The organism is Candidatus Enterovibrio altilux (assembly GCF_002381345.1).
In the GTDB taxonomy this organism is placed as follows: Bacteria; Pseudomonadota; Gammaproteobacteria; order Enterobacterales; family Vibrionaceae; genus Enterovibrio; species Enterovibrio altilux.
The window spans coordinates 667,848-681,343 of sequence record NZ_CP020660.1; the positions used below are offsets into that span (position 1 = coordinate 667,848).

Below are 13,496 nucleotides of genomic sequence, written 5' to 3' on the forward strand. Positions count from 1 at the left end.
ATTTACTGATGTTTATCCATCAGTTACCAACCGCTCTCACAATTCTTATTTGTTTCTCATCCGGCACTTCTTGATACGAAAGCACGTGTAGTGTCGGAATTGTATTTTTTACAAACCGCACTAAGGTGGAGCGTAAAACACCTGACGTTAACAATACAGCAGGTTCGCCTTGTAATTCTTGCTGTTGAGTTGCTTCTGACAAACTTTGCTGCAAACGTTCTGCTAATCCAGGTTCTATACCAGTGGATTCTCCTCCTGACACTTGCATAGTTTTATGCAATATTTGTTCCAACTCAGGAACTAATGTGATAACAGGAAGTTCATCCGCTATACCGTTGATATCTTGTACAATCAAACGTTTAAGTGCAATACGTACAGCTGCAGTTAAAATGTCAGGATCTTGACTCTTCGGCGCGTACTCAGAAAGTGTTTGTATAATTGTTCTGACATCGCGAATAGGAATCATTTCATTAAGTAAATTTTGCATCACTTTTACTACAACACTTAACGATATAAGATCGGGAATAAGCCCTTCTACTAAGCGTGGGGCTTGCTTAGCCAATAATTCAATAAGGCTTTGTACTTCCTCGTGTCCAAGCAAACGTTCTGCATTATGCATCAACATTTGACTCAGGTGTGTCGCCAATACAGTCGCTGAATCTACAACTGTATAACCCAATGCCTGAGCATGTTCACGTTGCGATTTACCAATCCAAACCGCATCTAAACCAAACGCCGGGTCAATAGTTGGCTCACCTGAGATAGGACCCAAAACTTGACCAGGATTAATCGCCAGATCCTTATCAGGATGAATCTCTGCGTCACCCACTGTGACACCCATCAAAGTGATGCAATAACTATTTGGTGATAATTCAAGGTTATCTCGAATGTGGACCGGAGGAATCAAGAACCCAAAATCTTGTGACAGTTTTTTACGCACACCTTTAACACGGTCAAGTAACTCTCCACCTTGGTCGCTGTCAACCATAGGAATCAAGCGATACCCAACTTCTAAACCAATTACATCCACAGGTTGAACATCATCCCATGACAACTCTGTAGGTTGAGATGCGATAAGTTCTTGCCTTGGTTTTTTAAGTGCTAACATTTTTGCATTTGTTTGTTGCTTCACTTTCCAATACGCGAAACCACCACAAATCAGTGCTAAACCAAGAAAAGGAACATGCGGCATACCAGGCACAATACCCATCACTGCAAGAATACCAGTCGCAATAATCAATGCTTTAGGGTTATCTACCAACTGATACACCAGTTGTTGTCCCATGTCTTCATCAATATTCTGGCGCGTTACTATGATTGCGGCACCAATGGATAATAATAAGGATGGAATTTGAGCAACCAAACCATCACCAATAGTGAGCAAAATATAAATGTTGATTGCTTTAGAGAAGCTAACGTCATGTTCCATAATACCAATGGAGAAACCACCGATAATATTAATGGCAAAGATCAGGATACCTGCAATGGCATCCCCTTTTACGAATTTTGATGCACCATCCATAGAGCCGTAAAAATCAGCTTCTTTGGTCACTTCTTGGCGGCGAGTACGCGCTTGATCTTGGTTAATTAAGCCCGCATTCAAGTCAGCATCAATCGCCATTTGTTTACCCGGTAATGCATCTAAGGTAAAACGAGCACTTACTTCTGAAATACGTCCTGCACCTTTGGTTACAACCATAAAGTTGATAATCATCAGAATAAGAAAAATAACCAGACCCACCGCATAGTTACCACCGATAACGACAGAACCAAAAGTATCAATGACCTGACCTGCAGCACCAGGGCCTTCATGGCCATGAAGTAAAACGACACGAGTAGATGCTACGTTCAGTGCCAAACGCAAGAGTGTAGTAATAAGGAGGATAGTTGGAAATGCAGCGAAATCAAGAGGTCTTCGAATATAAATGGTCACCAAAAGTACGACAAGAGACAAAGCAATATTGAAAGAAAAAAACATGTCAAGCAAAAACGCTGGAACGGGCAAAATGAGCATTGTTAATGTTGACAATACCAAGATTGGTGCGCCGATAGCTGGTATCGCTTTCACCTTAAACGGGATTGTATTTCGCAGCTTGTTGTAGAATGACAAATATAACTTCATGTAGGGTCTGTCGTGTCAGGCTAAATTATTGTTAGTAATCTAGCAATAAACGAACCGCATTTTTCGTTTTTTACGTCAGTAAGTTGGCGAAGTACATGTATTGCAACTAATCAGCATTGTAATTTTATTGGAATTGGCATTTGTTCTTCTATAAGCGTCTTAGGTTTACGTCCTCGCCCTTTTTTGTACTGTTTTAACTGAAAAACATATGCAAGCAATTGTGCTATTGCAGCGAAAAGTCCATCTGGTATGTATTGTTCAAGCTCAGTGCTGTAATACACAGCACGCGCAAGTGGTGGAGCAGGAACAATGATAATATCGTATTCTTCAGCAATTTCTCGGATTTTAAGTGCAAGAAGATTTGACCCTTTCGCTACCATAATCGGCGCCTTATCAATTTTTTTGTCATAACGTAGTGCGACTGAATAATGCTCGGGGTTGGTGATTATTACATCGGCAGAAGCAACTTCCCCCATCATTCGACGCTGTGCCATCTCTCGTTGTAACATACGAATTCGACCTTTAACTTCGGGCTTACCTTCCGTATCTTTATATTCGTCTTTAATCGCCTGCTTGGTCATCTTCAATTGATTATTGTGTTGCCAAATTTGAAAAGGTACATCAGTCGCAACAACAACCAACAAAGAGCAACTGATTAATAGAATAAAGTGCAGCAAAAGATCTAGTGCGTGGTAGAGATTAACTGGAAAGGTCTCAATATTGAGTTGAAAAAATTTTTCAATATTCACCCATATAAGATAAGATGCTACACTTGATACCATCGCAACCTTGAGTATCGATTTAATTAACTCAACTATGCTCTGCTTACTAAACATGCGCTTGAGACCTTGAAGCGGGTTTATTTTAGACAGTTTCGGTCTTGCTGCTTCCCAAGAAAATGACGCGCCACCCAATGCCAGAGTGCCAATAAGACCAGCTATGAATATTACTACTAAAATTATGACAAGTGGTGATGCTACGTCAAAAATGACACCATAGATAATAATCCCTAATGAAGTAACATCAAAAATATCTTCTTTCGTTAAAGTAAAAAATTTTCTCATAACTTCGAGCAATGTCTCGCCAAGACCACCACCTAACCACATTAATGCCACCACTCCTAAAATCAGTACTGAAACTGACGCAAGTTCTCGTGAACGAGGAAGCTGGCCTTTCTCCCGAGCTTTCTCCCGTCTTCGTGGTGTAGCGTCCTCTGTGCGTTCTTGACCATCATTTTCCATCATTAGTACCTCTTCCGTTAGCGCAATCCAGTCTAATCAAATCACAAATAACGTTTAATCCCGTATCCCAGTGTTTCAAGTAGTGAAGCACGATACCGCTTAGCATGTACCAGCAGCTCAAAAGACCCACTAGCAAAGCAAAAGAGAAGCCGATGGAGAGAATATTTAGTTGTGGTGCAACACGAGTCATAATACCAAAGGACAAGTTTACAGTGAGTAGGGCAATAATACCCGCTAATGCCATACCAATACCCACACTAAACATAATGCCGAAGCAATTCACCAGCGCATGAAAATCAGTACTTTCCAAAGATTCACCTATTGGAAGGGTTTGGAAACTCATGACCACCAAATTAAGCATTTGAAGGTGTCCGTCAGTAGAAAGGAAAATCATAATTGCAACAAACATAAAAAGCTGACCAAGTAACGGCGTATTCTGACCGTTAACTGGGTCTACCATCGACGCAAAACCTAGGCTTGATTGCATGCCAATAATCTGTCCTAACAGAATAAATGTTTGAATGATAAATTGCGTGACAGTCCCCATGGCTACACCAATCAATATTTGCTGTGCCAGCACCAGAAAGCCACCCAATGAAACGAGTTCTACTTCATCACGCACACTAGAGATGGACGGCATAACTGCAAAAGTAATAGCCAGTGACAGATATAATCGAACACGAACTGGGACAAATTTTGCACCAAAAAACGTCACCGTCATCATCATTGATGAAATACGCGTCATTGGCCATAAAAACTGTGTCATCCAATCGAGAATAATGTTTACTGGGTATTCCATAGCATTTAGCTCGTCAGTAAAGTAGATATGGGATCTCTCCCATCAGTCGTAAAAAATACTCCATTAACATATGTGTTATCCAATGCCCAAACAGCATCAAAGTAAGCAATGTCGCGATCAAACGTGGCAAGAAACTTAACGTCTGTTCGTTGATTGAGGTTGCGGCTTGGAAAACTGCAACCACCAAACCTATAATAAGCCCTGGAATGATAATGACACAAACCATAATGATGATCAGATACAATGCATCTTGAAACAGCTCAACAAACACTTCTGGGGCCATAATATATTCCTACCCAAAACTACCTACGAGTGTCGATAAAATGAGGTTCCACCCATCTACCAGCACAAAGAGCATGAGTTTGAAAGGCAATGACACAATCATGGGTGATAGCATCATCATACCCATCGCCATCAATACAGATGCCACTACCAAATCAATAATTAAGAAAGGTAAAAATAACATGAAGCCAATTTGGAATGCGGTTTTTAGTTCTGACGTAATAAATGCGGGAATCAACACTGACATAGGCACCAATTCTGGAACGGTGACATCAGAACCAGACATATCCACAAATGTTTCCAAATCTTGAACGCGTGTTTGCTTTAACATGAATTCACGCACAGGCACTTGCACACGATCAAATGCTTCTTGCGCCGTTATCTTTGCATTGATATATGGTTGTACCGCTGAGATATTCACTCTATCTATCACTGGTGACATGACAAAAAAGGTTAAAAACAAAGAAACACCAATAATGATCTGATTAGATGGTGTCTGTTGTAATCCCATCGCTTGTCGTAAAATTGACATCACCACCACGATACGGGTGAATGACGTCATCAAAATGACGATAGCTGGCAAAAAACCCAGTGCAGTCATTAATGCTAGGATTTGCAGCGTCACCGAATAATCTTTAGTGCCATCGGGATTAACTGTCATTGTTAGTGCTGGGATACCACTACCATTTATGCCTTGCATCATTGACTCTGCACCATCGTTATTGGTGAAATTTTCAGTGGCTGTTTCAGAAGATAGTGTAGGTATAAGTGTGAGCTCGGCTCTTGCATAAGCAAGTGGCATCATTAAAAAACAGCAAAGCAACAAAAAAATAGTAGTAATGAATTTAACATACATCATTTTTTTCAAAATATTCTTAAGTTGAGACGATCATGCGCTGTCGAGGTTAGGTGCTTTCGATGCAGATTCATCATTTTTCGTCCGCGTATCTAAAGTTTTAAGTAACGTTATTTGGTGTACCGTCACACCTATCAAGACCTGCTCTCCATTAACATCAAGAACAATCACGCGTCCTTTTTGGCCTAGTGGAAGCTGACTGATCACTTTCAATCCCGGTTTTGCGCCCATTAATATGGGTATTTTCATACGTTTAAATAACCAAGCCACAGTAAAAATAAGGCTAATAACCGCCAATAATGCAGCTAACATTGTTGTAAAGTTCACATGAGATGTTGACGCTGCAAATGCAGCGGAAGCAAACAGTGATCCAAATACTGCCAGTAGCATCAATATCATGAATCCTCTAATTCCACTTAAATTTTAAAAATATTTAAGCAAGATTAAGGCCGAAACAAGCACACGTATAAAAAGATAATTTTTGCATTTTAGTACAAGGTTCCTCTGGACAGTTTTTTGACTCGAAACATTACCATTTTTGATAGGGAACGTTTATGGTAACCATACTTAGTTTTTCAATGCTGATTTAAACCGTATAACTGCTAGTAACTCACCGCTAAATTACACGGGTGATCTCGTTCCAAAAAAATTATTCCTCTTCTTGGTGAGATTAATGACTAAGTGCTAGATGGTTCCCTTATTTTTCGTTTTGAACGTAACATTAACCGTTTTAGCTCGCTTGCTAATGCATAAATAGTAAGAGCATGATAACGGCAGTTAAACACGTTTAAAAACAGCATCAATGCATTCTTCCATACCTCTCAATGGCATTAAAATATGCATTTGATCATAAGAACCGCCGTAATGGCTAAGTCGCTCAATAGGCGAAGTCTTCCAGGATTACCTTGCTTAATTTGATCCCATAGCTGAACGGCCTTTTCATCCATCAAGAATGTTAGCGAGCCATGATTGATTAAAGCTTAATTATATTACTTACAGTTAGCTGCTTTGTAGTGAAACTTGTTCATAGACTTGAACATTTAACTGAACCAGTGGTTTAGAGCGTAGCTTTATAATTTAGTTTCCTAATTTAAAAGACAAAGCCCTAAAAAATCATAATGTTCAAATTAGGCAATAAAGACAGTTTGAAAGGGGGCAAAGTATTAAATTTATAAGCACGTTTTTATTTGCATAAATATTAAATTATCTGAGTTTTTTAATGCGTTCAGTCTGGCTAATCACATCCGTTAAACGAATGCCAAACTTATCATTCACCACAACAACTTCACCGTGTGCTATCAGTGTACCATTAACCAACAGGTCAAGTGATTCGCCAGCAAGACGATCCAATTCAACCACTGATCCTTGATTTAACTGGAGCAGATTACGAATATTAATATTCGTACGCCCCACTTCCATAGATATGGTGACAGGAATATCAAGAATGGCATCTAGTTTACGCTGTTCATCTGAATTTATGGAAGATACGTCATTCACCAGTTCATCTAATGCCGCTGTTTGAATATCATCACCATTTTCAACTACAGTTTGCTCAGCAAGTGCTTCAGCCCAATCATCTTCTACATCACTCATGATTATTACCACATATATCGTTATTCATTTTTGTCTTCAAAGCCATGGTTCTTTAGCTTAAAAAAATTATTTTCTATCTGTGCAATATCACTTCTTTGTACCTCTGGACGTTTTAATTTTTTTGATATTTTAATAGCAAAATTATTATTTGCTTGCCCCATTTTACCGCGGAATGTTGGTAGATCTTCAATGTAAACAGTACATGCATCAGGCATTTCCACCGGAATTACATCACCGACTCCCAACTCCATTAGATCTCGCAAAGACAGTGATATTTCCAAGAGTTTTGCCGTAAGCTCGACTTCCACATCCATCACTTCGTCTTGCAGAGCTTTTGACCAACGAAGATCAGTATCCATCTTATCACTTTGGATACCAGCATCCAGTAACTCTCGAATTGGTTCGACCATTGAATAGGGCATAACGATATGAAAATCACCACCACCACCATCAAGTTCAATGTGGAATGAACTCACCACAATCACTTCAGTTGGACTCACGATATTAGCCATGGCTGGGTTCACTTCAGAATCAAGGTACTCAAATTCAACCTTCATCACCGGCGCCCACGCATCTTTATAGTCTTCAAATATTAGCTTAAGCAACATTTGAATAATGCGTCGTTCTGTCGGAGTAAACTCACGGCCTTCGATTCGAGCATGAAAACGCCCATCACCACCAAAAAAATTTTCCACTAAAATAAAAACTAGTCTCGCTTCCATAGTGATTAAACCCGTCCCTTTAAGGGGACGGAAACGCATCATGTTCAAACTAGTAGGTACAAATAAAGTATTTTGGTATTCACCAAACTTCACCATTTGTACGCCATTAATTGACACTTCTGCAGTTTTACGTAGCATGTTAAATAAGCTAATGCGCATATGGCGTACAAATCGCTCATTAATTAGTTCCAGAGTGGGCATACGCCCACGAACAATATGATCTTGTAAGGAAAAATCAAAATTAGATGCTGAGGCTATATCCCCACTACCAGCCTCTAGTTCATCATCTACGATATCATCTACGCCATGAAGGAGCGCATCAATTTCGTCTTGGCTCAGTAGATCGGTCACATTGCACCTATTGCATTACAAAGCCAGTAAACAATACCTGTTCAACCACAGTTTTGCCGGTGACTTTTTCCAGCGCTGACTTTACTGTATCAACGGCTTGTTTGCGTACTTCCAATCGACCATGTGGCGTACGCAATTGTTCAACGGTTGCAGCCCAAAATGTAGTAAGAAGGCTATGCTTCACTAAGGGTAAATTATGTTTCGCCAACACCTCGTTCCTTTCACCACGCACCACCAACTGTACTTGCACCTGAACCAATCGTTGTTGCATGTCACCCGTTACATTAAAGACGAACGGCTGCGGCAAAGTGACATAAATTGCTTGAAGGCTAGCTGGATCTAGCTCTTTAATAAAAATATCATTTTGTGAAACTGACTCTCCATCATCAGGAAAGAGAAAAAAAACAGCACCACCACCCAATAAAAATAATGTGACAACAATAATGATGAGTTTCTTGTTACCATTGCCGGCATCTTCGTTGATATCTTCTTTATCCATAAAGCACCCCAGCATTGAGTCAATTAATTATCAAGTTTCAGTCTATACACATAAAGCGCAAAAGCGCTGCATTACACATAATAGTCAACACGTTCTTTTGATACGTTCACATACCCGTTATGTTTAATAACATTGAGTTCTGTATCTTGTTCCGCATCACCACGATAAAGTAATAATTCTTTTTTCGGCTCGCCTTGACCATCACCTTGTGATGTTTGATTCCCCCTAAATGTCTGGCGACCACCACCAGCGTCTTGTTGCTGAACCGATGACTGAGTTAGCTGTAATCCCTGCTGTTGCAACATGTCTCGCAAACGCGGCATAGATTGCTCAATTAAATCATGTGCTTGCTGATTTGCCACGATAAATTGAACAGATGTTTGGTCACGGTTCATTGATAATTTGATTTGCATACTACCCAGCTCTGGCGGGTCCAAACGAATATCAATATGCTTGCAATTTTTCAATAACATAGCATTGATCCGCTCAGAAAGTGCATTCGCTGCTTCAATTTGATTTTGGTTCATTTGTAACGCTGTTTGTGCTGTAACAATATCTAATTTGGAGGCTATTATTGGCCTTTGATTACCAAAACTAAACGCTAGTTGCTGTATAAAACTAACAGGCTCTGTCTCTAAACTAGACTTTCCAGCCTTACTCAATGCTTGTATTGCTGCCGCTTCTAGTACCGCTACACTAGCTCTTGACTGAGGCAACTGAAAGTCAGCTTCCGTTCCAACAGGTACCACTGAAATTGCATTAGCAGAAGTTAGCAGTATGGGTTGTTGCTGTACTTGCGGGATCATCGCCACATTAGCAACTGATGCTGATTGGGTCATGTAAGCTTGAGATTGCTCCATTAAGCCATGTGATATTAATGCATTAGACGAGGGCAATACATTGCCTTCAACCGTTGAGTTAATCACATTTTGTTTTGTATTTTGCATTAGCATTAATATTTCATTGCCTATCTTACTTTGCCCACCAGAATTGGCCGCTGTTTCTGTTTGTGCATCTGTGTTCATTGCAGCATCAACAGCACCAGATAACATTTGGTATAATTGCAATGCTTCAAGTGTTGTTGACGATAAATTACTTGACGTCAAAGCATGTTGTTTTGACGATGCCTTAATGAAATTTGGAGCAATTTGTTTTATCAAAAAAATAGGCGTTACCAGCATTTTATCGTTATTTTCACTGTTGGTTTGCACTAAGAAAAACGAAGCATTTGTTTCTTCTCTCACCTGATATTCTGCAATCGCCATGTTAGATACTTGAGCAAGTAAGGCAAGTTCAGTCTCAGACATCACTTCTACTTTAGGACCGTCAAAAGACAATATGTTTATTACACCGGCCTGTTCTGGAACTAGGAATACCCACTCTAATGCTGATGTTAACTCGATATTTTTATACGGCGTCATTATGAAGGGACCACTTTCAATAGGAGTGAACGGTAACCCTTTATCTTCTTTGGCACTGGCGTTAGTATCTAATTTTAATGTTAGCTCTGAGCTAATATCGACATTGCGTGTATCGATTTGCAGCACAGCATTAGCCTCATCGAGGCGTAATAACAAAGCTTCACCATCCTGCTTGGCTTGAACTTGCCTCATTGATAATTCATTAATATCGGATATTTGACCTATCTTCATGGATAACAAAACTGCATCATTTGCTGACCTCAACTGTGTTACGTTAGAAACGTCTTCGACGTCCATACTCTCTGGAATAAGGTTATCCATCCCTTTCCTGGCAATATCTTCGCCATCGGCGGATAAAGAGCTATTTTTCAAAAATACATCACTGCTAACATCGACGTCTGCCATCTTATTGCTACGCTCAATGCTTTTGATTGAACCATATACATGCGCTTCTCTATAACCAGACGCCAATTGGGCTAGCTGAGTAAAAAAAGTTTTCCCTTCAGTACTTAATACATCAGGCAACAAGGTGCTTTTTATCTCAGCGAAAGAAGCTTGTTTTGAGGTTATATTGGAAAATAAGAAGTTAGTTTGATTCATAATTATCCCGCTGCAAGTATTTCATTGTGATCGGTCAACATTACTGCATGCCAACAGATCATTTCCAAATGTAGCAATCATCGGGCCAGTTTAATAAAGACTACGTTGCTGTCGAATAAAACTTAAGGCAGCAAATTCATCCATTTGTTTTTGTTCAAGTTTTTCAGCGTGAATTTTTGCATATTTTTGCCGTTTTTTAATTAACCAATCTAGCGATCTCGTTTCTTGTCTACACTGTTGCCAATACTCTTGGCAACGTTCAATATTATCTTCAAAATTAATAGCAGCTTGGCGTTGCTTTGCCAGCGTTTCATCTAATTGAAAAATAAAACGGTTTAAATAACTAAAACTGTTCGCACTTAGTCCTTGCGTACCCCGTTCAGTCATTTGACGAGAATAATCCAAACGGTATTGTTCAATTTGTTCTAGCTGCGCGCAATACCCTCGCGACTCTTGTTGCGCTAACACTAACGCCAAATGTGCTTTGTGTTCTAAAAATTTTGCCTGTTTTAATAACAAAGCCATTGCATTATAAGACATGGTCTAATTACTCCTGCAACATTGCACGCAGCATATTGATGCACATGTCATAAGGCACCACATCTTTCATGCCCTGCTGAAGATACTCATCAAGGCGGGGCTGCAAAGTAAATGCTTGGTCAATACCCTGATCAGTCCCTGCTTTATACGCACCAATCGATACCAATTCCTGATTTTTCCTACATACGGATAATATTTGCCGTACAGTACGTGACATCAACATGTGCTCATCATTTACAATGTTTGGCATAACACGACTGACTGAACGCTCAACATCTATTGCGGGAAAATGTCCCGCATCAGCCATCTCACGTGATAATACAATATGACCATCAAGAATCGCACGAGCTGCATCCGCAATAGGGTCTTGAAGATCATCGCCTTCGGTTAAAACAGTAAAAAAAGCAGTAATAGAACCTTGCACATTGCTACCATTGCCCGCACGTTCAACCAATGCCGGTAACTTTGCAAACACTGATGGCGGATATCCCTTCGTAGCTGGTGGTTCGCCTACAGACAAAGCGATCTCACGTTGCGCTTGCGCAAAACGCGTCAATGAATCCATCAGTAACAGAACATCCAATCCCTGATCGCGAAAGTACTCGGCAAGTGTCATCATCGTTTGGCACCCTTTTAAGCGCATCAATGGCGAGGAATCTGCAGGCGCAGCAACCACTACCGAACGTGCACGATCTTCCGCACTTAAAATGTCATCAATGAATTCTTTCACTTCTCGTCCACGCTCACCAATCAAACCCACCACCACCACCTGCGCTGTGGTACCTCGTGTCATCATGCCCAGTGTAACCGATTTACCAACACCAGAACCCGCGAACAGACCGATACGTTGGCCCTTACCCACGGTCAACAAACCATTAATGGCTTTAATGCCCACATCAAGTGGAGAATTAATTGGTTTTCTTGTAAGTAGATTGTTTGTTGAAGGTATTAAAGGGGCCGTTTGGCCAGTAAAAATGTCGCCCAAGCCATCAAGAGGACGACCAACACCATTCATAACTCGGCCAAGTAACTCCCTACCCACTGGAATACCTTGTTCTTCAGAAATAGGTATAACGCTAGCACCCGATACTACGCCTGAGATTTGCTCGTTTGGCATTAAATACAAAGTATCATCCGAGAACCCAATAACTTCTGCTTCAATACTTCCATGGAGGGTTTCAACACTACATAAGCTGCCAATAGATGCCCGGCAGCCTACGGCTTCTAAGGTCAACCCAACAACACGAACCAGTTTTCCAGAGGCAATAGGATGCGCAACTAAGCTATCAAATTTTAAATTATTTAAACGTTCAAACAGGCTAACCACCATCTTCTCCTACTTCGCCCATGGAGAATGTTTTTTGATCACGGTTCGCTAATCCCGTACTTTCTTCCATTATGTTAGAAACATTATTTTTTTAAATTCATCAAATTTTAAATCTCAATTTTTGGGTTATTTTTTGATTTTGATTGCTCTTGGGAACTGTCTTCAGCATGCATATTTACTTCATGATCATCACAGTTACTTGACAGCGAGTCAATATCAATCGTACGAAGTATATCAACACCATCTCCACCTTCAGAACAATCAAGTTCACGTGTTATGTTCTGACTAGCAAAACGACTAAGCAACTGCTGAATTCGATCTTTCATGCGGTAATCCACAATAGAATCACCACAAAAAATTTGAATATCACCACGGTTTATTGATGGTTTTGGAATGAATTTCCATTGATAATCTTTTATTGATTCAGCACTGTGCACATTAGTCACCACTTCGATATCTTCAGGATGAAGGTATATAATAGCTTGACGTCCAGACATTGGTAGTGCTGTAATAGATTTTTGTAATGTGGCTAAAATAACGTTGGGATTAGTCACCACTTCTGTTTGAATTGCCGTTTTTGTTAACTGTATTACTATTTCCAACACCTGTTGATAAACTTGATGATCAACCTGCACCAGTGGAAAGGTAATTTTTTCAAGAATAGCGTCAAGATGCTGACAACGGTTCTCAACGAGCAGCTGACCTTCTAACAGACCTTGCTCCAAACCTTCTTTTTGTCCAGTATCCAAACCCGCTATTTTGCCTTCTTTAAACCCAGCTTCACGGCCTTCAGTAAAACCTTTATCATACCCTTCTTTCTTGCCTTCTTCATAAGCAGAATGACGAATATGCTCGAGAGCATCAGGCCTAAGCATTTTGAAGTCAATTTCAGACTCCACCGGCTCTTCCGCTACTTTTGGTGCCTCCCAGCTTGGGTCATAGTTTAAGGCTGTTTCCTTGGGTGACGCATTATTGAGTTCATAGGCAGGGAGCGACCAACGTTCAAAAATACTATCAGGTTGCTCAGTGACACGAATATAACCTCTACGACGATCAATGCTCATACCAAACCCTTCATTTATAACGTTAAAATATGCTTCAATACCAAGATGTGCATAGAAGGATAGTCCTATCCACACACAT

At 40.2% G+C, this 13,496-nt stretch carries 13 protein-coding genes and 1 pseudogene; all 14 read right to left on the reverse strand.

Annotation, left to right across the window (positions count from 1 at the left end):
- Window positions 1-19: 19 nt before the first annotated feature.
- Window positions 20-2,122, reverse strand: coding sequence for a flagellar biosynthesis protein FlhA (gene flhA, locus BTN50_RS02820; RefSeq protein ID WP_096618948.1), 2,103 nt, complete (start codon window positions 2,120-2,122; stop codon window positions 20-22).
- A gap of 110 nt (window positions 2,123-2,232) precedes the next feature.
- On the reverse strand, window positions 2,233-3,366 hold the full coding sequence (flhB, locus tag BTN50_RS02825; RefSeq protein WP_096618949.1) for a flagellar biosynthesis protein FlhB: 1,134 nt from the start codon (window positions 3,364-3,366) through the stop codon (window positions 2,233-2,235).
- The gene (gene fliR, locus BTN50_RS02830) at window positions 3,353-4,162 is read right to left on the reverse strand and encodes a flagellar biosynthetic protein FliR (protein ID WP_096618950.1); all 810 of its coding nucleotides are present in this window, start codon (window positions 4,160-4,162) and stop codon (window positions 3,353-3,355) included. Before fliR ends, flhB begins: the two co-directional genes overlap by 14 nt.
- Window positions 4,163-4,175: 13 nt before the next feature.
- Window positions 4,176-4,445: a flagellar biosynthesis protein FliQ gene (gene fliQ / locus BTN50_RS02835; protein WP_096618951.1), complete on the reverse strand. Its 270-nt coding sequence runs from the start codon at window positions 4,443-4,445 to the stop codon at window positions 4,176-4,178.
- Window positions 4,446-4,454: 9 nt separating this feature from the next.
- Complete coding sequence (fliP, locus tag BTN50_RS02840) at window positions 4,455-5,300, reverse strand: flagellar type III secretion system pore protein FliP (RefSeq protein WP_096618952.1); 846 nt, start codon at window positions 5,298-5,300, stop codon at window positions 4,455-4,457.
- A gap of 33 nt (window positions 5,301-5,333) precedes the next feature.
- Entirely contained in the window at window positions 5,334-5,699 is a 366-nt protein-coding gene (gene fliO, locus BTN50_RS02845; protein ID WP_096618953.1) for a flagellar biosynthetic protein FliO, read from the reverse strand.
- A gap of 288 nt (window positions 5,700-5,987) precedes the next feature.
- Window positions 5,988-6,274, reverse strand: a pseudogene (locus BTN50_RS12070) (transposase); the annotation flags it as partial.
- 229 nt (window positions 6,275-6,503) lie between these two features.
- Window positions 6,504-6,893 (reverse strand): flagellar motor switch protein FliN, encoded by a 390-nt coding sequence (fliN, locus tag BTN50_RS02855; RefSeq protein WP_096618955.1) that lies wholly within the window; start codon window positions 6,891-6,893, stop codon window positions 6,504-6,506.
- 20 nt (window positions 6,894-6,913) lie between these two features.
- Window positions 6,914-7,966: a flagellar motor switch protein FliM gene (gene fliM / locus BTN50_RS02860; RefSeq protein ID WP_096618956.1), complete on the reverse strand. Its 1,053-nt coding sequence runs from the start codon at window positions 7,964-7,966 to the stop codon at window positions 6,914-6,916.
- Between the two features lie 7 nt (window positions 7,967-7,973).
- Complete coding sequence (locus tag BTN50_RS02865; protein ID WP_096618957.1) at window positions 7,974-8,465, reverse strand: flagellar basal body-associated FliL family protein; 492 nt, start codon at window positions 8,463-8,465, stop codon at window positions 7,974-7,976.
- A 71-nt stretch (window positions 8,466-8,536) separates the two neighbouring features.
- Entirely contained in the window at window positions 8,537-10,486 is a 1,950-nt protein-coding gene (locus BTN50_RS02870; protein WP_096618958.1) for a flagellar hook-length control protein FliK, read from the reverse strand.
- Between the two features lie 90 nt (window positions 10,487-10,576).
- On the reverse strand, window positions 10,577-11,026 hold the full coding sequence (gene fliJ / locus BTN50_RS02875; protein WP_096618959.1) for a flagellar export protein FliJ: 450 nt from the start codon (window positions 11,024-11,026) through the stop codon (window positions 10,577-10,579).
- A 7-nt stretch (window positions 11,027-11,033) separates the two neighbouring features.
- Window positions 11,034-12,353 carry a FliI/YscN family ATPase gene (locus BTN50_RS02880; protein ID WP_096619523.1) on the reverse strand — a complete coding sequence of 440 codons (1,320 nt, stop codon included), beginning with the start codon at window positions 12,351-12,353 and terminating at the stop codon, window positions 11,034-11,036.
- 107 nt (window positions 12,354-12,460) lie between these two features.
- Complete coding sequence (locus BTN50_RS02885) at window positions 12,461-13,417, reverse strand: flagellar assembly protein FliH (RefSeq protein ID WP_096619524.1); 957 nt, start codon at window positions 13,415-13,417, stop codon at window positions 12,461-12,463.
- Window positions 13,418-13,496 lie beyond the last annotated feature (79 nt).

Bases quoted from the DNA above. Each gene is read 5' to 3' on its own strand.
- flhA (WP_096618948.1), bottom strand. From the start codon at position 2,122: ATGAAGTTATATTTGTCATTCTACAACAAGCTGCGAAATACAATCCCG.
- flhB (WP_096618949.1), bottom strand. From the start codon at position 3,366: ATGATGGAAAATGATGGTCAAGAACGCACAGAGGACGCTACACCACGA.
- fliR (WP_096618950.1), bottom strand. From the start codon at position 4,162: ATGGAATACCCAGTAAACATTATTCTCGATTGGATGACACAGTTTTTA.
- fliQ (WP_096618951.1), bottom strand. From the start codon at position 4,445: ATGGCCCCAGAAGTGTTTGTTGAGCTGTTTCAAGATGCATTGTATCTG.
- fliP (WP_096618952.1), bottom strand. From the start codon at position 5,300: ATGTATGTTAAATTCATTACTACTATTTTTTTGTTGCTTTGCTGTTTT.
- fliO (WP_096618953.1), bottom strand. From the start codon at position 5,699: ATGATATTGATGCTACTGGCAGTATTTGGATCACTGTTTGCTTCCGCT.
- fliN (WP_096618955.1), bottom strand. From the start codon at position 6,893: ATGAGTGATGTAGAAGATGATTGGGCTGAAGCACTTGCTGAGCAAACT.
- BTN50_RS02865 (WP_096618957.1), bottom strand. From the start codon at position 8,465: ATGGATAAAGAAGATATCAACGAAGATGCCGGCAATGGTAACAAGAAA.
- BTN50_RS02870 (WP_096618958.1), bottom strand. From the start codon at position 10,486: ATGAATCAAACTAACTTCTTATTTTCCAATATAACCTCAAAACAAGCT.
- fliJ (WP_096618959.1), bottom strand. From the start codon at position 11,026: ATGTCTTATAATGCAATGGCTTTGTTATTAAAACAGGCAAAATTTTTA.
- BTN50_RS02885 (WP_096619524.1), bottom strand. From the start codon at position 13,417: ATGAGCATTGATCGTCGTAGAGGTTATATTCGTGTCACTGAGCAACCT.